The organism is Candidatus Nomurabacteria bacterium (genome assembly GCA_020631905.1).
GTDB lineage: Bacteria > Patescibacteriota > Saccharimonadia > Saccharimonadales > VXPC01 > JACKGQ01.
On the sequence record JACKGQ010000001.1, the window covers coordinates 278,984 to 304,767 of the forward strand.

Annotated in this window: 27 protein-coding genes; 25 read left to right on the forward strand and 2 right to left on the reverse strand. The window is 46.7% G+C overall.

The genetic code is table 11. The annotated features are described in order from the left end of the window. The first annotated feature begins 26 nt into the window (after positions 1–26). From H6798_01520 to H6798_01600, 17 genes are all read left to right on the forward strand, one after another. Positions 27–581 carry a GNAT family N-acetyltransferase gene (locus H6798_01520; GenBank protein MCB9821201.1) on the forward strand — a complete coding sequence of 185 codons (555 nt, stop codon included), beginning with the start codon at positions 27–29 and terminating at the stop codon, positions 579–581. Next, a complete protein-coding gene (locus H6798_01525) occupies positions 565–1,170 on the forward strand; it encodes a uracil-DNA glycosylase (protein MCB9821202.1) in 606 nt (201 codons plus the stop codon). The genes H6798_01520 and H6798_01525 overlap by 17 nt, the downstream gene beginning before the upstream one ends. 19 nt (positions 1,171–1,189) lie before the next feature. Beyond that, complete coding sequence (locus H6798_01530) at positions 1,190–3,274, forward strand: ribonuclease J (protein MCB9821203.1); 2,085 nt, start codon at positions 1,190–1,192, stop codon at positions 3,272–3,274. Between the two features lie 13 nt (positions 3,275–3,287). Next, positions 3,288–3,872, forward strand: a complete 585-nt coding sequence (locus tag H6798_01535) for a GrpB family protein (GenBank protein MCB9821204.1) — start codon at positions 3,288–3,290, stop codon at positions 3,870–3,872. A gap of 2 nt (positions 3,873–3,874) precedes the next feature. Then, positions 3,875–4,537 carry a hypothetical protein gene (locus H6798_01540; GenBank protein MCB9821205.1) on the forward strand — a complete coding sequence of 221 codons (663 nt, stop codon included), beginning with the start codon at positions 3,875–3,877 and terminating at the stop codon, positions 4,535–4,537. Between the two features lie 70 nt (positions 4,538–4,607). Next, entirely contained in the window at positions 4,608–5,480 is an 873-nt protein-coding gene (locus tag H6798_01545) for a hypothetical protein (protein MCB9821206.1), read from the forward strand. Positions 5,481–5,569: 89 nt separating this feature from the next. Beyond that, complete coding sequence (locus tag H6798_01550) at positions 5,570–7,834, forward strand: DNA translocase FtsK (GenBank protein MCB9821207.1); 2,265 nt, start codon at positions 5,570–5,572, stop codon at positions 7,832–7,834. A gap of 62 nt (positions 7,835–7,896) precedes the next feature. Then, positions 7,897–8,670 carry a hypothetical protein gene (locus H6798_01555; GenBank protein MCB9821208.1) on the forward strand — a complete coding sequence of 258 codons (774 nt, stop codon included), beginning with the start codon at positions 7,897–7,899 and terminating at the stop codon, positions 8,668–8,670. A gap of 673 nt (positions 8,671–9,343) precedes the next feature. After that, complete coding sequence (gene rpsF / locus H6798_01560) at positions 9,344–9,718, forward strand: 30S ribosomal protein S6 (GenBank protein MCB9821209.1); 375 nt, start codon at positions 9,344–9,346, stop codon at positions 9,716–9,718. 126 nt (positions 9,719–9,844) lie between these two features. Further along, positions 9,845–10,306, forward strand: a complete 462-nt coding sequence (locus H6798_01565; protein ID MCB9821210.1) for a single-stranded DNA-binding protein — start codon at positions 9,845–9,847, stop codon at positions 10,304–10,306. Positions 10,307–10,342: 36 nt separating this feature from the next. Next, complete coding sequence (locus H6798_01570; protein MCB9821211.1) at positions 10,343–10,621, forward strand: hypothetical protein; 279 nt, start codon at positions 10,343–10,345, stop codon at positions 10,619–10,621. Positions 10,622–10,697: 76 nt separating this feature from the next. Next, positions 10,698–10,910 carry a 30S ribosomal protein S18 gene (gene rpsR / locus H6798_01575; protein MCB9821212.1) on the forward strand — a complete coding sequence of 71 codons (213 nt, stop codon included), beginning with the start codon at positions 10,698–10,700 and terminating at the stop codon, positions 10,908–10,910. Between the two features lie 4 nt (positions 10,911–10,914). Continuing rightward, on the forward strand, positions 10,915–11,472 hold the full coding sequence (efp, locus tag H6798_01580; GenBank protein ID MCB9821213.1) for an elongation factor P: 558 nt from the start codon (positions 10,915–10,917) through the stop codon (positions 11,470–11,472). A gap of 21 nt (positions 11,473–11,493) precedes the next feature. Beyond that, a complete protein-coding gene (locus H6798_01585; GenBank protein ID MCB9821214.1) occupies positions 11,494–12,045 on the forward strand; it encodes a hypothetical protein in 552 nt (183 codons plus the stop codon). Beyond that, positions 12,042–12,758 carry a TlyA family RNA methyltransferase gene (locus H6798_01590; protein MCB9821215.1) on the forward strand — a complete coding sequence of 239 codons (717 nt, stop codon included), beginning with the start codon at positions 12,042–12,044 and terminating at the stop codon, positions 12,756–12,758. The genes H6798_01585 and H6798_01590 overlap by 4 nt, the downstream gene beginning before the upstream one ends. Before the next feature lie 50 nt (positions 12,759–12,808). Next, positions 12,809–14,509, forward strand: coding sequence for a serine hydrolase (locus H6798_01595; GenBank protein ID MCB9821216.1), 1,701 nt, complete (start codon positions 12,809–12,811; stop codon positions 14,507–14,509). Further along, positions 14,506–15,372, forward strand: coding sequence for a serine hydrolase (locus H6798_01600; protein ID MCB9821217.1), 867 nt, complete (start codon positions 14,506–14,508; stop codon positions 15,370–15,372). The genes H6798_01595 and H6798_01600 overlap by 4 nt, the downstream gene beginning before the upstream one ends. On the opposite strand, the gene H6798_01605 is transcribed toward H6798_01600, so the two are convergent. Next, on the reverse strand, positions 15,346–15,993 hold the full coding sequence (locus H6798_01605) for a Crp/Fnr family transcriptional regulator (GenBank protein ID MCB9821218.1): 648 nt from the start codon (positions 15,991–15,993) through the stop codon (positions 15,346–15,348). The two genes, H6798_01600 and H6798_01605, sit on opposite strands and share 27 nt — an antisense overlap. Before the next feature lie 67 nt (positions 15,994–16,060). On the opposite strand from H6798_01605, the gene H6798_01610 reads away from it, so the two are divergent. Then, the gene (locus tag H6798_01610) at positions 16,061–16,996 is read left to right on the forward strand and encodes a hypothetical protein (GenBank protein ID MCB9821219.1); all 936 of its coding nucleotides are present in this window, start codon (positions 16,061–16,063) and stop codon (positions 16,994–16,996) included. Here the strand turns inward: H6798_01610 and ychF are convergent. Then, on the reverse strand, positions 16,993–18,066 hold the full coding sequence (gene ychF, locus H6798_01615) for a redox-regulated ATPase YchF (protein MCB9821220.1): 1,074 nt from the start codon (positions 18,064–18,066) through the stop codon (positions 16,993–16,995). The two genes, H6798_01610 and ychF, sit on opposite strands and share 4 nt — an antisense overlap. A gap of 140 nt (positions 18,067–18,206) precedes the next feature. Between ychF and H6798_01620 the strand changes: the two genes are divergently transcribed. From H6798_01620 to H6798_01650, 7 genes are all read left to right on the forward strand, one after another. Next, a complete protein-coding gene (locus H6798_01620) occupies positions 18,207–18,983 on the forward strand; it encodes a DUF1295 domain-containing protein (GenBank protein MCB9821221.1) in 777 nt (258 codons plus the stop codon). 51 nt (positions 18,984–19,034) lie between these two features. Continuing rightward, entirely contained in the window at positions 19,035–19,520 is a 486-nt protein-coding gene (locus tag H6798_01625) for a hypothetical protein (protein MCB9821222.1), read from the forward strand. Positions 19,521–19,607: 87 nt separating this feature from the next. Next, positions 19,608–20,318, forward strand: a complete 711-nt coding sequence (locus H6798_01630; GenBank protein ID MCB9821223.1) for a hypothetical protein — start codon at positions 19,608–19,610, stop codon at positions 20,316–20,318. 33 nt (positions 20,319–20,351) lie between these two features. Next, positions 20,352–21,059: a spondin domain-containing protein gene (locus tag H6798_01635; GenBank protein ID MCB9821224.1), complete on the forward strand. Its 708-nt coding sequence runs from the start codon at positions 20,352–20,354 to the stop codon at positions 21,057–21,059. A 183-nt stretch (positions 21,060–21,242) separates the two neighbouring features. Beyond that, a complete protein-coding gene (locus tag H6798_01640; GenBank protein ID MCB9821225.1) occupies positions 21,243–22,400 on the forward strand; it encodes a hypothetical protein in 1,158 nt (385 codons plus the stop codon). Positions 22,401–22,473: 73 nt separating this feature from the next. After that, a complete protein-coding gene (locus tag H6798_01645; GenBank protein MCB9821226.1) occupies positions 22,474–23,013 on the forward strand; it encodes a hypothetical protein in 540 nt (179 codons plus the stop codon). Positions 23,014–23,091: 78 nt separating this feature from the next. Beyond that, on the forward strand, positions 23,092–25,737 hold the full coding sequence (locus tag H6798_01650; GenBank protein ID MCB9821227.1) for a hypothetical protein: 2,646 nt from the start codon (positions 23,092–23,094) through the stop codon (positions 25,735–25,737). Positions 25,738–25,784: the final 47 nt, after the last annotated feature.

Consider the following 25,784-nt stretch of genomic DNA (forward strand, 5'->3'; position numbering starts at 1 on the left):
TTTGGGCACTAGAAAGACGTGAGAGTATGGCAAAAAATTTACACGAAACAGGTTACGAGCATCGGTTTGTGGCATTTGATTTCAGTGGCTTTCCTTCTGTGATTGAGGTCGATGGTATAACCCTAAATTTCTTTAATCTCGAAGATGCCGAACGACTAGATGAGATAACGTCTGATGACACCGTCCAGAGGTACATTCCTTGGGCAGCTGAAGATAAGCGTGCATATATTGAAAGGACGACTACGGCCAGGCAGAACAGAGGCCCCCGATATGCCATAAGGCTAGGAGAAATTCTGATTGGCCATTTTGCCATTTTTCCTAGTCCTGACGTACAAGGTGTTATTGAACTAGGCTACGTTATTGATAAGGCTTACAGGGGCCAAGGAATCATACCTAAGGTTTTGCTTGAATGTGAGTCAATAATTAGAGAGCAAATGCCTAAAGCAAGAATAGGCTTAGCAATAAACGATGAAAACGAGGCGAGTATACGTGTTGCCCAAAAAGCAGGTTTCGAACGTACCGATACTATCAGTGATGGAGATAGGTTGTATATAAAAGTAGGGGATCAGATTGGTCAATAAGCAACAGCAACTAGATCAGATTGCGGCAGATATTATCAAAAATAATGTCTGCCATGAGCTAGCGGCTGGGGCAATTCAGTTGGTGATGGGAGTGGGTGACCCAAATGCCGATATTGTTTTGATAGGTGAAGCCCCGGGCAAGAAAGAAGATGAGCAAGGCGAACCATTTGTCGGTGCCTCTGGTAAATTTTTGAACGAAATGTTAGAATCTATACACCTAAACCGTTCTCAAATATACATAACGAACATCGTCAAGTACCGGCCACCGAACAATCGCGACCCGTCACCAATTGAGAAAAAGGAGTTTACACCATATCTAGAACGCCAACTGGAAGTTATAAAGCCAAAAATTGTTGTAACTTTAGGTCGGCATTCTGGGGAATATTTTTTACCAGATTTAAAAATTAGCCGAGATCATGGCCAAGCTTTCCGGATGTCCTGGAAACCAAGCGATGGTAGCGAAGGATTAAATCTAATAGTTTTACCTCTGTACCATCCGGCAGCCGCCCTTTATAACGGTGGTATGCGCCAAACCTTGTTATATGACTTTGCCAAGATCCCAATCATTATTAAGAAAATGAATAAATAATTAATTAAAAGGAAGATTAATGAATCAAAATCCTAACCAGCGTCCAAGACAAAACAATCGGCGCCCAAATCAAAATCGACAACCTAACCAAAAGAACCAAGCTCAGAAATCCGGAGAACAAAGTAACCGGAGTCAGGCTTTAAGTTTAAAAAATTCAGAAACAAGCCGTGGACAAGCTATTCGAGCTTCGCGACGAAGTCGAGATTTAGCCGACAAAGTCCTAGATGGCGCAAACTTAGCCGATCAAAACAGCACGCGAAAACGAGCCAACCTATTGCCTATAAAGAACGAGAATAAACTTAGAGTTACGCACCTTGGCGGTCAAGACGGTATCGGCGAAAAGAACATGATCGTTATCGAGTATGGCGACGAAGCTATCGTTACCGACTGCGGTAATGAGCTTGGTCTAGATTTGCCTGGCATTAACTACTCTGTTCCAGATGTCAGCTATTTAGAGACTATCAAACACAAGATTAAGGCATATGTGATTAGCCACGGTCACCTTGACCACATTGGTGGTTTACCGCATATATTGCCAAAGTACCCGGCACCAATTTATGGTTCGATATTTACAATTGGTATGGTTCAGAAAACTCTTGGTAATCATCAAAATACAGCCGATATCTTAGACGAGTTCAGTTATAACGAAATGAATATGGATAATCATGAAAGACTGATGGTCGGTAAGCATTTTACAATCGAACTTGTGCGAATCACACACTCTATACCAGAGAGCAGCCTGATAGTTGTTGATACACCGCTTGGTCGAGTGATCAACACGGGTGATTTTCGTCTTGACCCAGAGCCGCTAGACAGCCGCCCGAGTGATCTTGAGCGGATTAAAGAACTCGGTAAAGACGGCGTTTTGCTACTGATGAGTGATAGCACAAATTCACAGCGCCCAGGTCGCACACCTACCGAACATACACTTCAAGATAGCTTCCACGATGTCATCAAGAATGCTCCCGGACGTATCATGGTGGCCAGTTTTTCGAGCAACATTAACCGCGTCCAAATGATTATAAATAGTGCTAGCGAAGCTGGCCGAAAAGTAGCTATCGATGGTCGAAGCATGATTCAACACGTCGAACTTGCAGTTAAACTTGGCTTGCTCCGAGTGCCTAAAAATACGATCGTGGCGATGGCTCAGGCCGTCAACCTACCAGATGAAAAGGTCTTGGTAATGTGTACTGGTGGTCAGGGAGAGAACGGGGCAGCTCTGCCACGCATGAGTATTGGCGAACACAAACACATCAAGCTACGTGAAGGCGACACTGTTGTAATTAGTTCGACCCCAATTCCAGGTAACGAAGTCGCTTATGAGCAACTTGGCAACGATTTGATTAAGCTTGGTGTTTTCTTGTTTAGAGCACCTACATGGGAAGTTGATGGCTGTAGCGGTCCACTTCATGTTTCTGGACATGCTTTCCGAGATGAGCATAAAGATATGATCGAAATGTGTAAGCCAAAGTACTTTACGCCAATTTATGCTGGCGCCTTTAACCGCAAACATCATCAAAATGTTGCAATCGAAATGGCTACGATGCCGCGTGATCGAACTTTTATGGTTGATAATGGCGATGTGCTCGAGATTGACGAGAATCTGGCTGCCAAACTCCACAAAGACGCTGTTAGCCATGGCTCGGTGTTAGTCGATGACTCTGGCCAGACAGTGCCTAGCGTAGTCGTTAAAGATCGCTTGCTCTTAAGCGAGACTGGCCTAGTAGTAGTTGTGCTTACAATCGACCGCCGTACTGGTGGGTTACTGACCAGCCCAGACATCATCACCCGAGGTTTCATTTATATTCGTGACAACGAAGAGCTAATGAATCTATTCCGCGGCGAACTACGTCGGGCGGTATCTCAGCGCTACAAGCGCGTCGATCTAGATCGCTTTAAAGCCGAGCTCAAAGATCATGTTACTCACTTCTTGTTCGATCAGACCCAGCGAAGCCCGATAGTAATACCAGTCATCAACGTCGTTGGAGGCCGTAAGGGCTCTGACGGCAAAGAACAGCCAGCAACTAACAAAGACGTCGAAGACCAGCAGAAACGTTTTGCCGAGCTGCGGGCAGCTATCCGCAGCCAAGACCAACGCGATTAAAGGGTGTGTCTTGATGATAAACCAGTTTAATCGCCCGGATAGAAGCTACGATATTCTGCCGTACGATCCTGTGTGGGCTATAAAATTTAAAGAATTACGCGAAAGGCTCAAGGCGGTCCTTGGAGATATAGCGATATTAGTAGAGCATATTGGTAGTACGGCAGTTCCAGGTATGGCGGCCAAGCCACAAATTGATGTCATAGTTGGAGTAAACAACCTAGAAGATGTGCGCACACTTAAAGACAAAATGGCAGATGCCGGTTTTAGCGCCAGAGGCGATTTCGTTGGTAACGGTGAAGAGTACTTTACTGAAGATGATCAGGCTGGTCACAGACTAGCGAGTATTCATATTCAAAAAATAGATAGTCCGGAAATTCCTAAACAAATTCGTTTTCGTGAATACATGCGGCTGAATATCAATGGCGATCGAGATTTATACGAGCTGAAGAAACAAGAACTAAAACAACTCTTCCCAGATAGCTATAATGCCTATGGCGACGGTAAACGTCTGCTACTCGAAGAAATTCATCAACGCTGTAAAAAGTGGGCCGAAGAAGCTAACTTTCACTATGAAGATTACATAAATAGAGATGAGTAGATGTGGATTTGTTTACATCTAACCTAGACGCCTTGCATCATGTGCAGCGCGAGGTGCTGAGAAAGCTTACTTACAGCCCATTCGTACTGTCGCACGCAGCATTGCTACCAGAAGGAATGGCTGGCAATTCTTTTAACTATCATTTACGTACTCTGATTCGCCAGAAGCTTATACAGAAGAACGAAGAGGGCTACCTTCTAACACCACTAGGCAGGCTGGTGATTGATTCGATGTCTCTCGACGACAAACGCTTTAAGTTACGACCAAGTGTCGGTATCATGCTAATTATTAAATCAGGCCGCAAGACCTTACTTTATAAGAGTAGTCGGCAGCCTATGCCAGGTTTTGTAGCTCTGCCATATGGCAAATTAAGAATATCGCAAACCTTTTTTGAAACAGCCGAGCGTATAATCAAGCGCCGTGGAATAGACCCACGAGCTATTAAGGATCTAGAGTTTAGAGAACCATTTAACCTTCGTTATTACCAGGGCGAACAACTGGTTGCGCATCGGGTGGGTGAAATATGGACAGCAAATTACTCAGGCACCTTAAGTGATTTTCAGACAGAAAACGGGCAGACATTCTGGAGCGATCAACTAGTCGAATCTAAAGAGCTAGATCTGCTGACTAGTACTGGCTTACATGATGCTCGGATAGACATCTAGGTAAAAAGTTTTACTTACCTACGCAGGCTTGGGTTGCTATCGTTTTGCCATAAACGAAAGGATAGAAATAATGGCAGTCGAAACAAGATTTCCAAATTCAGATATGAAAGAACGCTGGGAGATTATGAACGAAGCCCTGCGAGTCTGTACACACTTGGCGATGCGAGCCTTTGCTGAAGGTTACGATTTACAGGTGGAATATAAGCCTGATGGCAGTAAAGTCACCGAGTTAGACGTAGCCTTAAACGAGAAGTTGATAGAGCTAATCAAACAACACTTACCCCAGGACACAGTACTAGGCGAAGAAGTAAAGTATCTACCAGCCCAACCTAATGGCTTTGTTTGGCTCCACGATCCCATAGATGGAACAAGTGGCTTTGTGCGTAATTCTCGTAATAAAACTCCAGGTCTTTGCACCTCGGCGGGCATGATCGCACTGATACCTCCTGGACAAAAGCAGCCCTGCATGGCTGGTGTCGATCGAATATCTGACGAGCCAGAAACATATGCACTGAGTGATTGGTCGAATTGGGGAGTCGACATGCCAGAAGCATACCGGGTCAGAACTGAGGTTGAGTCTTTAGCCCAAGTCGAGCGTTACGACTGGAACCACTGGGACGGCGCTGAACTTGATTTAAGAAGGTTAGACGCACATCTGCCAAAGACCGCAAAAAGAATCAAGATTTCTTCGCTAGGAATTATGGCGGGTAGGGTGGCGACTGGCTTGCTCGACTTTGCAGTGTTTCCGGGACCTCGCAGCAACCCACATGACTACGTACCGTCAATGTATTTGCTAGACAATAACCCATACGAACCGTGGGTAACCAACTTAGACGGAGAGACCATTGTAAACATAGATTGCCTGAGACCAACCAACGGCGTGATACTTGCTAGCTCTCAGCACCTGGGCGCTGAGCTACTAGAGCTATGTGCTAATTTGTAACGAACACTTTACGAACATGACTTTTTGTGATACAATATAGGCCGACTGATATTAGCAACAAAAACATAACTAACCTATAATAAGAAGCCATGGCAAAAAAGAAATCTAAAAAGAAATCTGCTGCAAAAAAGAAAGCAGAAGTTACCGAGAAGAAGTCTTCACCACTCCTAAGGCAATCGTTTGCGTTCATATTAATTATTATTGCGCTGTTTGTCTTGTTTGGGAGTTTTGGTCAAGGAGGGGCGCTACCGGTAGGTCTATTTAAGATGTTCTCCTGGCTGGTCGGCTATACTGCCTATATAGTCGTTCCAACGGTGATTGTTTATCTGGCTATCCAGAAGTTTAAGCACGAGGACAATATCATCCCGTTCTCGAAATTAGCCTCTGCGGTTGTGGCCGTCAGCATGTTAGCAGGGATGCTACACGTCTATGTAGACCGCAAAGACGCCGCCAGTTTAGCTGGCGATGGTTCGTATGGAGGCCAGATTGGGCATTTTGTTAGCTCAGTTTTACTGACAATGCTTGGTAGTAACACGGCGTTCATATTGCTGGTTGCACTGACTATTATATTTTTCTTATTCACTTTTGGCGTCTCGCCGAAAAGATTCTTCGGTGCATTTATAAAATTATTCAAACGCACAAAAGCTGAAGACAGCGAAGAGTCAGATGAAGTTACCGATTTAGCTCAGCTCAAAGGGCATAAGCAAGCCAAGTTTGAACTCCACGAAGGTGTTCCAGTCGAGAATCATCACGATGAACCTGCAGATGGCAAGCGATTATCTAGCTTTAAGAATAGTGTTGAACAACTCGCCAAAGATGAGAATCATGAGGCCTTAACAATCGCTGCCGACGAAGACTGGCAGTTCCCAAATATTGACTTACTAAACCAAAAACAAGACAAGGCCGATGCTGGCGATGTCCAGGAGAATGCCGAAATTATCCGAGAAACATTGGCCAATTTCAACATCGATGCCCAGATGGAGGGAGCTAACATCGGTCCACGCGTGACCCAATATACACTCCGACCGCCATCAGGCACCAAGCTTACCCGGATCACAGGTCTCGAGAGCAACATCGCTCTCGATTTGGCGGCTCAGTCGATCCGAATCGAAGCTCCAATTCCAGGTAAGCGAGCGGTTGGTATAGAAGTCCCGAATAAAAAAGCTGCAACTGTACGCTTGAGTGGGGTACTGTCTTCTAAAGAATGGGCTGCCGAGAAAAATGGCCTGGCTTTCGCGATTGGTCGAGATATCTCGGGGTCACCAATTGTTGAAAGACTTGAGCAAATGCCACACTTGTTAATCGCTGGTCAAACAGGCTCCGGTAAATCAGTCATGATCAACAACTTGCTAACCAGCTTGCTTTTCCATAAGAGCCCAAGCCAGATGAAGCTAATTTTGGTCGATCCTAAACAAGTCGAATTAACTCCTTACAGCGACATACCGCATCTACTCACACCGGTTATCCACGAACCAGAGAAGTGTGTTAGTGCCCTCAAATGGGCGGTTGCCGAGATGGAGCGTCGCTTACGGGCGTTTGCAGAAGTTAGTAAACGCAACATTGTTGATTACAATAGTCTAAAAACTGATGCTCAGATGCCTTACATCGTGATTGTTATCGATGAGCTGGCCGACCTTATGATGGTGGCGGCTCGCGATGTCGAGGCGCTAGTTGTTCGACTTGCCCAAAAAGCCCGTGCTGCCGGTATACACTTGGTACTTGCGACCCAGCGACCAAGTGTTGATGTAATCACCGGTCTTATCAAAGCAAACGTACCTGCCCGAATTGCCTTCACGACTGCTAGCCAGGTAGATAGCCGCACGATTCTTGACCAAATCGGTGCCGAGAAGTTACTTGGCCTGGGAGATATGTTGTTCACTACGGCAACAATGCCAAAGCCAAAACGAGTTCAGGGTGCCTTTATCGGTGACGAAGAAACGGTTAAAGTATGTGATTTCTTGCGCGATCAACGAACTCCGCAGTATGACGACGAGGTTGTCAGTATGCCAGTTCAGCTACACGGACGTGGTAGCACTGTCGTGGGTTACGGCGAGGGTACCGATACAGAAGACGACATGTGGCGAGACGCCGTTCAGGTTGTAATCGACAGCGGCAAAGCTAGTACAAGCTTATTGCAACGACGTCTGCGAATTGGTTATGCCAGGGCAGCCCGAATTATCGAAGCCATGGAAGAACAGGGCATAATCGGCCAGGCAGATGGTTCACGTCCGCGTGATGTGCTCGTAAGCAGTGCCGATGATGTATTTGGCGGCGGTGGGTCACACGAGTTCGATGATTTTAACGAACCCAGTGTCAACGATGATGGTGAACAAATCGATGTTCATGTTGGCTAAATCTTAGTCTATATTGCAAGTGGTGTATCAACGGAGTATGCTGGCCTTTAGAGGCACGCACGATGCAAGACACCAGAATAGAAGCACCACTCGATAAATACAAAATGCCACTGCCGGTAATTACGCCAGCTTATATTGCTCGAACACTAGGGCGTTCAGGCGTGGATGGGCATCATTCAAATTTTAACCGGCGTCGAGCAGAGCTAAATACGCCTGGTGGTCGGGCGCTACGAGCGCTTAGGGTTCAAGATATTCTAGTGCCTGTGCATCGTCGATTTAACGAAGTTTGTCGACAACCAGACTTAAGTTTTCTTGATCACCCCATACCGGGGCAACCAGTGTTTGAGCGAGTCCCGCTTTACCACGCCGCCTATATTCCAACTCACGGCATAAACCCATATGCTGATGATCCAAGCAAATTCGTCAGTCTCAGTCCTAAGCAGCGCGCTTTGCTCGGTGAAGACGTAGAGCTCGAAGGCAGATTCGACCGAGACAACAGATACGTCCTATCTGAGCATATCGGTAATTTTATGTTTGGCTTTATGCTTGATAATTTTACCGACGAAACTGATCTAGAAAATGTGTCCGCCTTAAGTCTCAAGAAAGCCAAACAAGCTAGATTAATCCGAGAAATTATGAAGCGTGTGGTTGGAGATGCTGCAGCATTGGCTCAGCCAATGTATAAGCGGGCTAGGCTTGATCGCCGAACGACTCGTATGCGTCACTGCATACACGCAGTCGAAGTCTTAGTTGATTTACTCGACAGGGCTTATGTCAATCGTAGCGCAGAAGATGTTTTTGGTTTCGAACTCAAAGCACGGGCTGGGTTGAGTTAATCAGATATATTCAAGCTCACTTAAAAGAATAAATGGAAAAGCCCGGATAAAGTATCCGGGCTGGGTAGTCTTTTTACGAGCATACCCGAAGGCTCGACTGGGATAGCATCTCTTTTCTTCGAGATGTTGACCATTTTTAGGCGGTTGCAAGCGGTTAAACGCGCTTCGGCCTAAAAAGGTGAGGTCTCTCAGTGTAACCTCAGCGAACCTGTGGAACGTGTCACTAGGGCTATTGCCACCGGACTTGCGTCCAGTATCTACGTTCCAAGGTGTGCGCCGCCTATCCGGTAAGGTCCTGGCGTCGGCCTCAGCGTTGCATGCAGTAGCCCATTCGGGCTAAAGGCTTCGCATCTTGGTCGGGGCCATGCTTTCGAAGCGCACAAAATTCTTGCCGAGTTACCCCTCGGCAGGGTGGAGGCGTTACAGCTACTCGTAGCCGAAAGCCTTCTGCAGCCAGCGTAGCTGGGCTGCAATCATCTCTCCCCCCTTTCGATAGACGTAGGAATTTGGATGATGACAAGACATATAGTAACATAACATAGAAAAATAGTCAATATATTTTTAAAGATTGCAAAACATTTGCATGCGACCACTGTTAGTGATACAATTTCACACGCAAACTTCAGCTTGTGGCTCAAAGTGCACAGGCATTAACCAAAGGAAGGAGTCTTTAGTGGATACATACGAAGTTGCGGTTTTGTACCATCCCGATCTCGAGCTTGACCTCGACAAAGGTGCAACCAAAGTTAAACAAATAATTAGCGACGCCGGCGGCAAATTAGTTGCCGAAGATGTCTGGGGGAAGCGCAAGCTAGCTTACCGAATCGCCGGTAACGAGCACGCGGTTTATGCCTTTTACGAGGTGCAGATGCCTGGTACAGCGATTGCCAAGATAGAGGCTAGTCTGAATATCACCGACGAAGTGATCCGTTTTTTGATATCAAAGAACGACACCGAAGCAGTCGAAAAGGCCCGAATTTTTAAAGAAAAACGCAAGCGTGAAGAGTCTGACGACGAACAAAAAGCAGAAGATAACAACGACAACTAACTTTTAAGAATGGAAAGGAGGCTTCGCTAGCAGAGGGAAAAGAGCAGCCGGAAGTTTGGATTCATTCCAAACACCGCGCGCCGAGAAAAACCGTAGGTTTGTCTTGGATAGCGAAGCGAAAATAGTATGGCGAGAAGTTTTAACCAGGTAACATTAATGGGCAACCTGACTCGGGATCCAGAGCTACGCTCAACCCCAGGCGGCCAAAGCGTTTGCAGCTTTAGTCTAGCGCTTAATCGCAGCTACAAAGACAACAGTAGTGGTGAGTGGAAAGAAGCCACCGACTTTGTCGATGTTACTGCATGGGCTGGTCTCGCTGAGCGAGTGGCTCAGTATTGCCAAAAAGGTAAACAAGTACTTGTGAGCGGTCGTTTACAGTCGAGCTCTTGGGAGCAAGACGGTGCTAAGCGTAGCAAGGTAGAGGTTGTAGCTAACGATGTAACCTTCTTGGGTGGCGGTGGCCAGTCTGAAGATGGTGGAGCGGGTGGTGGCGCTAGCCAGGCTCGATCTAGCAAGCCAACCGACGAAGATGTAGTCATCAACGACGTCCCCGACGGCGAGATCGACCTCAGCGAGATACCCTTTTAGTAAGTAAAATCTAAACACGGTGGATTAAGGAAATACATGAGCGAACACGAGAATTTAATATGTGTCGAAGGCAAAAGGTGCTCGAACTGTCCATTTGTGGGTAATGTTGCCGTGAAAGCAGTTATCGTTGATCGTCGTGATGGTTCGTTAACAGTTGACTATGTCGACGGCACCGAACCGGCACCTGAAAGAGATCAAGCTGATTCTGCGAATGCTAAGGATGCAAAGATGCTGATTCGTTTTGGTGTATGCTCGAGCCATGGCTCATGGGACACTGAAAAATACAGCGAACTAAATGAAAATATGATGGGCTAAATAACTAGAATTAAATTAAGAAAGGAGATGAGGCTCTAGCTCTATGAACTTAGAACTATGAACTCAGAACTAAAACATGAAAGATGCTAAGAAAATTAAAAGTGATCACACTGGGTCAATCTATTTCGACCACAAAGACGTCAAAGCGTTACAGCGCTTTACCGACCAGTTTGGTCAGATACACCCACGCAAAAAGACAGGGCTAACAGAGATGCAGCAGCGTCGATTAAGCCGTGCAGTTAAGCGGGCTAGGCACCTAGCACTATTACCATTCGTTTCACGAGGATAGATCGATGAATCCAACAGATTTAAAAAAGGGTACACTTTTTACACTCGACGGCGAGCCTTATCAATCGATCGAATATCGGCAAAAGGTGATGGGACGAGGTAGTAGTGTAGTGACTGTTCGTGGACGGAGCCTAAAAGATGGCCGAATTATCGAGAAGACATTCCGAGGCAGCGAAGATTTAGGCTACGCTGACATTGCCAAGCAAAATGCTCAATACTTGTACGCTGACGACTCGACACTCTACTTCATGAATGAAGATAATTACGAGCAGATAGAGCTCAGCCGTGAGATGGTTGGCGATTACGCCAGCTACCTCAAAGAAGGTTCACGCGTAATTGTCCAGTTTTTTGAGGGTCAACCGATTACAGTGGAGTTGCCAAAAAATGTCTGGCTGCAAGTTGAGTATACCGAGCCAGCTGTCAAAGGCGATACCAGTAGCAGCGTTCAAAAAGATGCCAAACTAGAGACTGGTTTGGTTATTAAGGTGCCAATATTTATCAAAACCGGCGACGTGATCTCGGTAGATACCGAAACTGGCGCTTACCGCGAACGTCAGAAATAAACAGGTTCGAGGATAGCGCAGATGCCCCTGCATAAATATTTGGAAACTGGTGCAAGCACAGCAGGTTTTGAACCAGCCAATGAGTTGATGGTGTTAGTGCCTCTGGCCAAATTTCCAGATGAGTTTGGTGGTGATAACCAGCCTTGGCCGCGGCATATCACGGTCTTGGCACCAGCCAAGATTCCTGCCGAGCAGCAACTAACAGCAATTGGAGTAGTGGCCGAAGTGGCCCATGCAAATCTTGCTAGTGTTATCCAGTTCGGTGAATCCGAAGATTTCTCTGGCTCAGATGCTCAGCCGGTTGCAGTTGAGCGCGCCAGATTAAGGTTGCTTCATATAGATTTGCTCCAAGCACTCAAGAATGCCGGTGTAGACTGGCCAATCGGCGAGTGGGCCGGGGCATTTTATAACCCTCACTCCAGTGGTCAGCGAGAGATAGACCCAGCGCTAACGATACCTGTCTGGACACTGATGGTGATTGGTAAATACGCACTCGAGCAAGGCGGCTCGACTAAGCGAGTCTTAGACGCTTCGCGGATGCAATGGCCAGAAAGTCAGGCCTCTAGATTATGAGACTAGACGAATATCTAGTGTATAAAAAACTTGTTGACTCGCGGTCGCAGGCTCAAGACCTGATCAAACGCGGTAAAGTTCGAGTCGACACAAAGTTTATTGCTAAGCCAGCTTGGCGAGTGAATGGCAACGAACGGGTTCAGCTTACCGAAAAAGACAAGTTTGTTTCTCGCGCAGGCCATAAACTAGCATCTGTAGTCGAGGCATTTAAACTCGATTTTAAGAATAAAATTGTGCTCGATGTCGGCAGTAGCACGGGCGGTTTCACCGAGTTAGTCCTCAAGGCTGGCGCCAAAAAGGTGATTGCTGTCGATGTTGGTAGCAATCAAATGCGGCCACACTTAGCGACAGACCCACGGGTAGACCTGCGCGAGAAAACAGACATTCGAGATGTGCGGCTATCAGAGCTCGAACTGCCAGACTTGGTTGTGGCCGATGTGTCATTCATTAGTCTGACGAAAATTCTGCCATCGCTAAAACAGAACCTAAAGTCCACCACCATCTTGGCGGTGATGGTTAAACCTCAGTTTGAGTCCGAGGGCTATAAATTAAATGATGGTGTGGTTAAAAATAGCAAACAACGCCGGGAGATTTTAGAGCGTTTTGAGTTGTGGCTAAATCAGAATCGCTGGTTAATCCTTGGCAAGCGCGACTCTGGTCTGGCTGGCAGCAAAGGTAACTTAGAGCGATTTTATCTTTTAAGGCAAGCCTAAAAGACTCATCTTGCTTTGTTCTCGTTACTTAAATCTTTATACTATTAAGCATGAGCAAAAAGCAGGCGGTGGTAGCTTTTATACGGCGAGTTTATTGGTTTCGCATATTGCTCGTATTAACCGCGATCTGCATACTCGACATTCTCTTTCAGCTTGGTCTACCAACTAACACTACTAGCTCAAACGCTCGGCTCGGAGAAAACAATATTGTATCGATGAAAGCCAGCGATATCGAACATATGCTCTCGGTTTACGAAGATAGTTCGTACATTTATATCAAGGTAGGCGATGAGCAGTATATTAAAAAGTTTAAGGACGTCGGTATTACAATCGATATCGACAAGGCCAAGACTCTTGCAAACTATGGCTTGTCGAAGAAGCTGATTCCGTTTAGCGCTCTGTATCGATTTACAAATAGTTATCATGACTTGCCATTGATTTACAATTCCGAAACCGCCAGGCCCTTTATCGAAGAAATTGCCGCCTATGGTAATGTCGAACCCGAGCCGGCTCGCCTAATCGCCAATAATGGCCAAGTTGGAGTTGTGGCCGACGTACCTGGCACGAATGTCGATGTCGAAGATGCGCTACAGGCGCTTGGCCATGTAGAGTACGTTGACCGAATCGAATTCTATGCCGATCAATACGCGGTCCGCAGTGAGTTAACCGAGGCAAAGGCTTCTGAGTTTGCCAATCAGGCCAACCAATTTATTAAAACCCCACCCGTATTTGAGCTTGATGGTCAGGTGGTTAATGTTGCGCCCACCAATATGGCCGATTGGTTTAATATCGAACAAGTCAATAGCAAATATCAGCTAGCCCTTAATCAAGACGCAGTTGGCGAGTATTTAGACCAAGTTGCTCATGAACTTTTTGTTCCGTCTGTTGGTACTAAGGTAACCTTACTGGATGGTCAGGAAACAACTCGAGTAAATGGAGTCGCAGGTAAGGTCTTAGATAAGCAGAAGGCTCTTGCCGATATCGAAGCGGCACTCAGTAAGGGTGATGTGGGTCAGTCGATTGATCTTCGGTTAACTGATGTCACGCCTGGAGTAACATACGAACGCACATATTCACGCACTATTAGTGGCCTAAAGGTATTTGTCGCCGACACTGCCGCCCGAGGAAATTTCTATGTAAGCTTAGTTGGCATAGACAATCCTAGCATGAAGGCTGAATACCGAGGTGGCACGAGCATAACTGCCGCTAGCACCTATAAAGTCTACGTTGCATATTACATTATGCGCGAGATTGAGCAGGGTCGAGCCGAATGGTCGGACAAGCTTCCTAGTGGACGCCAAGTAGAATCGTGTATGGAAGATATGATAGTCGTCTCGAGCAATTCGTGTGGTATCGAACTGCGAGATTACTTTGGCATAAGCAAGATTAATAATCAGTTACGAGCAATTGGTTTACCCAAGGCTCAAGTTGGCCCAGCCCAAACATCTGCCGACGACTTGTCTAACTTCTTCTACAAGCTGACTACCCAGAATATTCTTAGTAGTACTAATCGAGATAAACTGATTGATATGCTTAAGCGCCAAATACACCGTTTGGCAATACCAGCTGGCGTAGCCCCAACGCCAGTGGCCGACAAAGGTGGTTTTTATGGCACCTATAATCATGACACCGGAATTGTGTACGCCACCAATGGTCGATATGCATTAACGATCATGAGTGCCGGAGGCTATAGCAAAGCTGACCTTGCCAATCTTGCTAGAGATATCCATAATTTTGTAATCAAACTATGAGTCGTCGAAAAACATATCTTGGTCTGGCCATTTTTGGAATGTTGATTGCCGCCAGTCTTGGCTACATACTGATTGCAACTTTTCGCGTAAGCAAGTTGCCCGATATTGAGCAGACCAATCAAGAGCCGACCACACACCAACAAACGTCGGACTCCGAGCCAGAACTGCCCGAGCCAACCCACTTTAATGCTCATGTATTGCAGCAAACTATCGACGATTGGGTCACCAACCATGCCGGAACATATGGAATTGTCGTCCAGGACCCGCGCACCAAGGATACGTTAGCAACTTATAATCAGCACCAAACTTTTTTTACGGCAAGTCTATACAAGTTGTATATGGCTTTTCTGGTCTGGCAAGATCTAGATAGCGGCGATATAGAGGAGCAGGCTAATTTCTATGAACAATACTCCTTAAATGATTGTCTAGACAGGATGATTCGACTCAGCGATAGCCCTTGTGGTGAGGCCGTCTTGGCGGCTTATGATTACGCTAGTGTTCAAAAACGTTTGCTGGCTCTCGGCATGCCAGATATTAATATGCCTGGATTTCAGGTTTCGGCGGCCGACATGGCGGTGTTGCTTCAACATATTTACGATCATCAGTTAATACCCGAAACTAGCGCTCAGAGCTTACGTCAATCTATGCGTGAACAAATCTACGATAAAGGCCTTAAATCTGGTTTTAATATGTATCTGGTAGAAGATAAGGTAGGCTTTTCCGAAAACGGTGACTGGCATGATGTGGGTTTGGTGAAGGTAGGTGATGATTACTTAATTGTTGCTGTTCTTAGCAACAAAGCTTATTCTGCTAATCTTGCCGGCTTAGCTACAAGCCTACAGAATACTCTCGAGAGCCTCTAGGTCTATAACCACGATTTTGCCATTAATTTGCTTTACGATACCCTTACGTTGTAAGTAAGAAAACTCGCGCGAGACTGTTTCGCGGGTAGCACTTAAGCTACTGGCAATATCTTGACGGGTCAGAGGCGCGTCAATCATGATGCCTTCGGGGCATTCGACCCCAAAACGCCTAACCAATGTCCGCAAAAAATAAGCAATCCGTTCACGAACGGTTCGATACACTAGGCTGCTAACTCTTTCGGCTTGTGATTGATACATGGTAGTTGTCACTACCAAAATTGCTCGCATTAATTGAGTATCATTATTCATCGCTGCCTCTAGCTCGGCATGACTACGTCTCAAAACTCTACAATCGGTGTGGGCGACGTAACCAACGTTTCGATTATCACCAGTCACTACCCAAATAAGTGGAAAGACCTCGCCACTCCGCCGAATTACCAAGATGTTCTCTTCGCCATACTTTGTGGTGCTGATTGCTTTTACAAAGCCAGTTTCGATATAAAAAACACCCGAAGGGTCTTCTTCGGGCCGAATAATATACTCACCTTTGCTAAAGGCTAGGCGCGTGCCTGCGCTAAAAAACTTTTCCAAGGCAGGCGAGTGGTTTGGGCTCGTTGCCATATAGGTATTATACAGCAATAACTATTATGGTTGTAAATATCGTTAATAAGTTATATAATATTATGTTATGAGTCGTAAGCCTCACAGTGTTAAAAGCTTCCAAGATTTGCTTCCGCCAATGGTTGCGATCGATTCTCCGGGCACAAATCGACCGGAGGATATTTTAGGTGGTTATGGATCATGCTTGTTTATTGGTTCGGTTGCTGTGCCCAGCTTGTCCGGGGAGGTAATCGAACACATCCTAGAGAAGCCACTATTCTTGCCACCAGAGCTTACCCGAGCACCACTACCGAACCGCACAGACAATGAGTTCCATTTGCTACAATTTCTTAAACTCGTAAAGCTCGAAGGCAATAACCAAGTTCGTGTTAGCCTTGGTCTAGGTAAGACTGCGGTTAGTCCATATGTTTTTGGCGAAGCGCATACAGACATTCTTCTAGATGATTTACCAGTTGGAGCCAAACGTGAGCAAGTGATTGTTGAGACGCTTAAGTTTCTACAAGTATTTAGAGATCTGTTGCCACGTTTTCATGAGCTCAGCTTTGTCGATGATCAGGGCCAGCCAATAAATATTGAACGTCAACTAGAATTTATTTTGTCAGACAAATTTACCGAAAAATATGTAAGCGATAAGGGCTCAGAATTTGGTAGTTTAGTGCCAAGATTTATGGCAATTGCCAATGCCTTACATAGCCGATTTATGCAACTCCACGCTATACCTCAGGTAGCTTTGGTTTTTGATCGAAGTCACACCCCTCAAAGAGTTGGTATGCCCTCGTATTCTTTGGTTAATGGCAATATGAACGACATTGTCGGAGGATTTAGCTCACCGTTTCGGAACTGGATGCATACAATCAATAGTGTCAACACTGCGGAATGGTATAAGGCAAACCAGGCTGGCAGAAAACCCGTTTACCCATTTACTCCGCCGATGATCGAACGCGCAATTGGTAGTCAGCTGGCCTCACTAGCAGCCCTACGGACGGCTGGCGTATCTGTTTAAACATTAAAGCGGAACTCGACGACATCGCCGTCGCGCATAATATAGTCCTTACCTTCGGTGCGGGCCTTGCCGGCAGTACGAGCAGCCACGCGTGAGCCACAGGCGATCATATCGGTATAGTTGACTACCTCTGCAGCAATAAAACCGCGTTCAAAGTCTGTATGGATTACACCGGCAGCTTGGGGCGCAGTTGCACCAATTGGGATTGTCCAAGCCCTGGACTCTTTTACGCCGGCTGTCAGGTAACTTTGCAGACCGAGTGTTTCGTAGCCCACTCGACTCAAAGTTTGTAAGCCAGACTCGCGTAGGCCGTATTCTTCCATAAACATCTGCTGGTCATCGCCTTCGAGTTGAGCGATCTCGGCCTCGATTTTGGCACAGACAAAAACAATGTGTTCGGTAGGAGCAATTTGGCGAAGTTTTGATTGCAGCTCGGCATCTTTTAGGCCAGCCTCGTCGAGATTGAACACATAAATAAATGGCTTGGCAGTTAGGAGGTTTAGCGGTTTGATGATATCTGGGTCGACCTCAACGTTTACCGCCAGTTCGCCAGCTTCGAGACGTTGCTTGAGGGCTTGCAGTGCCAGCACACTATTCTTAACCTTAGGGTCGGCTTTGAGCTGTTTTTCGAGTTTTGGTAAGTAGTTATCGAGAGTTTGTAGATCTGCCAAGATAAGCTCGGTATTAATTACGTCGATATCAAAAACCGGATCTACTTTTTGATGCACATGCTGAATATCGCTGTCTTCAAAAGTTCGGACAACCTGAACAATCGCGTTGGTTTCTCGGATATGACTAAGGAATGCATTGCCCATGCCTTCGCCTTTGTGCGCTCCAGCTACAATTCCGGCAATGTCAACAAATGTTACGGTGGCTGGTACAACCTTGGCCGACTTATAAAGTTCGCCTAGTTTATGAACTCGTTCGTCGGGAACTGCCACAATGCCAGTATTAGGTTCTATGGTCGCAAAAGGGTAGTTGGCTGCTAGTACATTGTTTTTGGTTAGTGCATTAAAAAGTGTCGACTTGCCGACATTTGGTAGACCTACTATCCCGATTGATAAACTCATGAGCGACTATTATAACAGAGGCGGACAAAAAACAGCTACTCGGTAATACTGTCAGATAATATGCCGGCACGCACCCGTGCGTAGATTGGCTGGCGTGGCCCAAAATCCGGCGATAGTTTTGCTAAAATTATGTTAATGGTATGATGCGATACATGTATATTATTGCGCCGTTAATTTTTTCGTTCGCTCTGAACATGGCGATGTTCGTGATTGCGTTCAAAAAACAGACAGATAAGCTCACAGACATATCGTATTCGTTAACCTTTGTTGGCTTAGTCGTTTATGGCTATATTACCCGTAACAATCAGTGGGATTATGCCTGGCTTGTAGGTATATGTGTGCTGCTTTGGGCTGCTAGGCTTGGTAGCTACTTGCTGATTAGGATAAGGCGGATAGGTAGAGATAAAAGATTCGATGAAATGAGAGGCTCGTTTCGAAAGTTTGCAGGTTTCTGGATAATTCAGGCCTTGACGGTGTGGATCGTAAGTTTCAGCGGGCTTATCTTTTTCGCTCGCGGTCACGCGCCCGAAACCAACACCATGCTAATTGGCATTTTTGCTTGGGCTTTAGGCCTGCTTATCGAATCGGTTGCTGATTATCAGAAGTATAAGTTTATAAACAACCCCAAGAATAAGGGTAAATGGATAGATTCAGGGCTTTGGCACTACTCGAGACATCCAAACTATTTTGGTGAAATTCTTGTCTGGTACGGGCTGTGGCTGACTGTTTCGTCGGGACTTAACGACACCCAAAAGTGGATTGCAGCCATAAGCCCAATTTTTATCATGGTATTGATAATCTTTGTTAGTGGGATTCCGATGCTCGAGAAAGCAGCCGATGCTAAATGGGGCAAAAATCCTCGCTACAAACAATACAAGCAGTCGACAAGTGTCTTGATCCCTCTGCCAAAGAAGTAAACAAGTTAGCCTAGTATTGACATACTGTTCCGTATCTGTTATTATACAGTAATGGAAATACCAAAACAAAAACATCCTGTCAGTCAAGCTACACACCGCCGTCTTGTCGAGCAAATGAGAGAGATGGTATGGCTCAATGCAAACACAAGAGGTACACATGATACCGGGCATATTGCTTATTCCGACGGTAATCCTCATTTAACTGATGGTCAGCCAAACAGTGTTGGCTCTGGCCAGGTTTACGACCCGCAAACAACAAATGAATATGTGGTTTGGCTGGCAGGTGAGGGTGGGGCTCAAGATGTACAACTCGGGGCAGAAGTTGTTCGGCCACTTGGCTTCGTCCATGAGCTTTCTGCAGATCCTCAAGAAGCTTCTCTCTCTGTTTCGCGTAGTGTAGTGCCAGTTGGAGATGGTCGGGTATTCGAAGTTTGCGAAGGAACTCTGCCATCACGCCAAGTGGCTGTAAGGCAGCTCGGTGAGACAGATGTTGAAAGTCTGGTGGCCAGTATGTCGGCTGCTGCCTCACACATCTAACAGTTATCTTGGCTGTGCTTGCAAGCCGGAAGATTGGGTGTATAAAAGTATATGAATCACTTTTAAAAAAGTATTATAAGGAGACATATGCCCAGTAAAAGATCAATAAGACGAGCCGAAACACTTGCACTGACCCAAGAAGCTACCGCATTGGCTAGACTGGCAATCGGTGATCTAGAAGATACATCTGAGAGTATGCGCAGATACTCACAGGAATACCGAGAGCTGGCTGACAGATACCAAGACTTAGCCGATAAGTACTTCGGGCTTGCCGATAAACATACGACCACTCTTACTCAGTTAATTGCAGCCAACCGAAATGTGCTACATATGCTCGATTTGTTAGATGGCCATGGTGGTGCCGAGGCACTTGGTGCCGAAGCACTTCAGGCTTTTGCCGAGCTCAATACAGGCTGGTCTGTGTCTAGCAGTATTGGCGATGGTCGTGCAACTAAAGAGTTTTCACGAGTCTTAGCTCAAGCCGATATGACTCCGCAACGACGTATTGGTGGGGAGCTACATCGAGACACATACCTAGCGTTAGCTGATTACGAGAACAGCCATACGGAGCTTGCCCAGATATTTGAAGCTTGGGGATTTGCAGGCGACTTTGTTAATGGAGAATACTTTGTTGTTCGAATTAGTGCGCCAGCAGGCCCAATTACATACGGCGATCTAAACAAGATACTGCGCGCCGAGGCTCTTCTGGCCGAGCAAGGCTATACTGGGCATGGGCATCTTTCAAGGTTTGACACTGGTGTGCCAGAACCAGTGACCGCCAAAGACTCGCAGATCTAAGTTGCCAATAACCTGGGATGATACAATATGCGCATGAAGAAGTTTATGTTTTTGGGGTTTGTATTTTTTGTAATAGCCGGTGGTCTGGGTTACATGGCTTGGCGGGGGGTCGAAGAATCTAAAGATAATCAACCCACTGGTACAGAGCAAGTAGCCGATACAACACCAAAGCCAGCCAGCCAAACTGCCAAATATAAAGTAGTAGTTGATTTTAGCTGGAGCCAAGCCACTCACCCAGGCAGCTATCCGGAGGGCGCCCACCTAAGCCCAATAGTCTTAGCGGTACATAACTCTGAACAAGCCTTGTTTACAAACGGTACTCAAGCTAGTCTGGGTATCGAAGACATGGCCGAAACTGGCGCGACCACTAGCTTGGCAGGTGAGCTAGACGAGGCCAAGATTACCTATGTTCTTGGCAAGCGGGTGGATGCACCAGGGAGCTACGAATTCGAGATAGAAGTTAATCAAACAGACAGCCTAGTTTCGCTAGTGAGTATGCTGGCACCGAGCCCCGATTGGTTTGTTGGTCTAGATGGCACAAAGCTGTTCGACAATGGCACCTGGCTAGAGTCGGTTCAGTACGATCTGCAAGCCTACGATGCGGGTACCGACAATGGCACCGACTGGACCTCTGCCAATGCCGACACCCAGCCACACGGGTTAATTAGCTCGCCATCTAGCAGCGTATTCGAAACTGCCGCTGCAACTCCATTTGGCACCGCCACATTTACAAAACTTTAAGTGTGAGCAGAATCACGCTCCAGTTTGACAAAAGTCCATTGACATTACCTAAATTTTCAGTTATAGTATAGCCACAACCTGAAACAGGTTTGTTTAGTGAAATAAAATATATAAAGATAGTTTTTATAAGTAAGTCTATCGAAAGCAAGTGGGCGCGGATTAACCAAAGAAAGGTGAACCGACATGAGTAGAAGTTTGAAAAACCAAGCAGGCGAAGGCCTTGCAATAGTTGCCGAAACTCCGATTGATGTTAGTGGCACCTTTGGGCCTGAGCGACATGGTCGTTTAGCTGCACGTGCTAAAAAAGCCGCAGCTGTGGGGCTGACACCACTGGCATTAGTGACTTTTTATGTGGATGAAGCGGTTCGAGGCAACACCGAAGTAGCGGTTGCAGATATACCGCCAGGCAGTGACGAATATCGATACACATTTGGTGAGTATGTTCAAGGACCGTGTAACCCGGGTTGGGTTGTTGAGCTGGGTTCGTGGAACGACGCTAATCGAGATGAGAAATTCCAAAAAAACGAAGTGGCATGTATAACTGACCCCACGACACCAACAACTACTCAACACACCGGTGGCGGTGGAGGCGGTGGCGGAACTGGCGGTGGTGGTGGCACCGGTGGTGGCGGAGGTACGGGCGGTGGCGGCACTTCGGAGACCCTGCCAACCATAACTATCGATGCCGACGGCGATTTGTTCTCACTGCTCCAAGATCCAAGCACAGGTGAGATTGTTCCTGCAAACGTCTTCGGGATTGCCGAAGTCGACGATAGTAGTAAAGGCTATAACCAGGCAGGCTACAATCTGCTAGAAGCGATGCTTGCAGCCCGAGACCTTAATGTTGCCGACATGACTCCAGAGGAACAGGCGTTTATAAAGAACGTCGGTTTTACGGTAAACCCTAGTGATTTTGCCAAATATTTGCCAGAGCTATTTGCTGTGCCAGTGACACATATCGGGCCGGATGTAACGATTCAGATTGGTGGCACCGCGAACTCTGCAGACTCAGCAGGCGAGCAACCCACAGATTCTGCTACTGTACCCGCTGCTGGTGGCAACACAGACTCGAGTGGAAGCACCCCTAACGGTGCGGGTGCAAGTGGGACGGAGTCTGGAAGTAACTCGGGCGATAGCCAAGATGATTCGGCTATTGGACAACTAATTAACTGGGTTACCCAACCAGAAGTTTATGGCACTGGCCTAGGGCTTAGCACATTTGTCTTACTGGCTCTAACCGCTATGCGCCGCCGCCGACATAACGACGATAAACCACCAAAAGCCAAAAGTGGTCACCGCAGCCAACCACACGGCCATTACGGGCCGGTCGCTGGCAACTAAAGTTTTTAATGGCAGAGTATTCTTTCTAGCCGGCCTTGGAGCCGGCTAGTTTATTTGCTAGAATTATCTGCAAATGAATAAGCGTTACCTTTTTGCTGGTGGGTTGGTATTGCTAGTAGGTTTAGGGGTGTATGGGGTTATCTGGTGGGTTGGCCGGCCAGCCGGCAACAACTCGCCAGATGGCTCGGATAATACAGGCCAACAGGTCGACCAATTAACCCAAGCCGAAATCGACGCCCAGCAAGCCGAGGCCGAGGTGGCGCTCGAAAAGTACGATGCCGAGGTGCAGGCTAAAGCCGATAGCATTGGTGCCATCGACGATTTTGAAGCTCTGAGCGAGGCCGACCAAGCCGGCACAGGTTCGCGGATTATGCGCCGGCTGATTGAAGAGGGCAATACCGAGCTAGCCCTGCAGTTTATTGAGCTATTTATGACCCGCACCGACAACCTCGCGCTCGATGCCGCCAAACTCTGCTTTCAGTTGGCCGAAACAAGCGAGCGCCAAGCTTACTGCCGCGAGCAGGCCAACCGAATTGGTCTCGAGCAAGGCATAATTGCACCGGGCGAATCGCTAGACGATGACTATTTAAACGATACATTCAACGGTGGTTAAGCGATGCTAACAAGCTATATATTCAAAAAATCTACCCTAGTAGTCGCTCTATGTCTGGGCTGCTTGAGCTGGCTCTCTTTGGGGGGCACAACCAGTGCCGTGGCCGGCGATATTGGTAGCACTCTTCCGAACAATGGCAGCAGTTTGCCGTGGTTAGTCGTGACCAGGCCGGGCGGCAACGGCATGGACGCCAGCAAAAGCAAAGTGATTGCCTATGTACCGGCAAGCCTAACAAGTTTTAGCATGAACATTATCGATGCCTGCGACCAAACACTTAACGATAAAAATGGTGGTTTGGCCGACACCTATTTCGATTTTATACCTAATGCTAGTATTAGCGCCTCGCCAGGCACAATATTAAATATCGGCGGCAGAGATGTGGTGCGCTGTGATAGCGGGGTTAGCATCACCCCAGTGACTGTGAATATTGATAGCAGTGCTCCAACAGTGACAATTCATACACCAAGCACAACAGATTACAAATTAGTAACTGTTCTAGCCAAAACCTCTACCACTAGTACTGGCATATATTATGTAAATCGGTTTCGTTATCAAACAGTTACACCAGGGGTTCTGTTTGGCTATAGCCAGTTTACTGGCGCGCTGAATGAGAACACCAACATTTCTGCACTTACACCCGCTCAACATGTCGCTCTAGCGGCCAACTTTACGGCAATCTCTTACGACCAGACTTCGTCGCGCACATGGGGATGGAACACTAAAATTGCCTTTGCTCAGCCCTGCAGTACTTCGAGCGTGGAGCGTAAAAAAATCTTCTTCTACGACACCGACCATAACCCAAGTGGCAGCACGCTAAACCCATATTGGCAGACAGCATTGGCTGGGCAAACTATGAGCTATAAGATAGATGCCTATGCACGAGATACGCGTACATTTATTGGTACAGTAAAGACCGGTACATTAACCGGTGGTAATAATTTTGTTGATGCCAGTTCGCCAGACCTAAACATGGATCCAAACCAGTTTTATGTTATCGAAGTGCAGAATGTTAATTTGGTAAATAGCATTCAGATAGCCATCCCTTATGATCAAATATATGCCTACGACCAATGTTCGGGACCAGCACCAACCGTAACCGTAACAAGGGCAACCTGTGCCAATGGTTTTCAATTTACAGTTACCGACCGCAATGGCTATAATTTTACGGCCGAACTGCAGGTCGATAACGCCAGCCTTTCGCCAGCCAGAACAATACCTGGTATTAATAGCGACGCTACACGAACATTCGATGTTTCTGACTGGCAAGATTTTACCGGCCATAACTTTAGAATTGCGGTTACGAATGACAGCTATCCAGGCGTATCGGTAACTACTGCAAACACTAGGGTTGGGCCGTGCTTAGAGCTTGCCTGCGGCGATGCTAGCACTACGCCATCGCCCGTAGAGGTTGGCAAGACATTTGCAGTGAATACCAGCTACGATATTCATATTACTGGTACGACAACTCCTGCTAGGGTTGGCTCCAAAGGCACATCTGTCAAGGTTGCACCAACAGTGTCTTTTGGTGGTTTAGGTGGATTTACCGAGCCAACTGTACTACTTAATGATCCTGGGTATAAGCGGACCATCGACTCAACCTCGGGCACTAATTTTACGATCAACAATATTGGTGACTATACAGCTCCGACCACACCAGGAGAATTTACAATTAACTATGGTTTGGCTGGTGATTTAACTCTAAGTTGTAACGACAGTAGCGGTAACCGGATTGCCCAGTTGCCGTACTTTAAGGTCTACGAAGCCGATGTGGTGACTGGCGCTGCTTTTGGGCTAGGCAATACTTCTAACGCTTGCGATGCTGGCTACATTCGTCGGACTAGTTCGCTAGGAAAGGCACTTGGCTTTGCTCGGCTCGATACAGTTACTGGTTATTATTCTGGAGCTTCGGTCGAGTTTGCCTTGCGAGCTCAAGATGCTGTCAACGGAGTTGTGTCTAATCTAAATAATGCCACTAATGCCAAAAGCCTAACTTTTGCTAATACCTTGCCAGCAAGTCCGACATGGGGAGGTAGCTTTGGCAGTAGTACATGCGTCGCCAACTACTGGTATCCTGCAAGTTTGCAGACTAGCTGGAGTAATGTAAACAACTATACGCTTAATAGTGGAGTTGGTAGGTCCGACGCGGCCTATATACGACCTGCCAGTGGTACCCTTACGCTGAGGGGTTCGGGTAATATTCGAAACCGCCACGCGCTATATGTTGACGGCAACCTGCTAATTACCGATGGTGGTGGCGGGGCTCAGATAAACTATGGTGGTTATGACTGGCAGACAGTCGATGATATCCCGACAATTTATATCTACGTGCGTGGAAATATCTATATAGCCCCAGGTGTTACTAGTATCGATGCCGTCTTAATTGCTCTCCCAGTCGATACGTCTTCGCCAGCCGACAACCTAGCCGATTCTGGAGGCAAAATCTACACCTGCAGTACTGGTGGCTTAGCTAATCCGGCTACTCATTATGCACGCTGCAATAATCAGCTAGTAATTAACGGAGCCTTGGTGGCAGACGAAGTTCACTTCGGTCGAACAAATGGCTCGACTAGTTTGTCGGCCTATAACGAGGGGCCTACGAGTCCAAATATAGCCGAAGTAATTTATATGAGCCCAGAATACTATTTGGCCACACCTCCTCAGCCAGCTGTCTCGAGTAGTTTGTATCAGACTGACAGTGCTCAGACATTACCACCGACACTTTAGTCAAAAACTATTGGCATAAGCAGTTAGACTGCTATAATACTACCTAA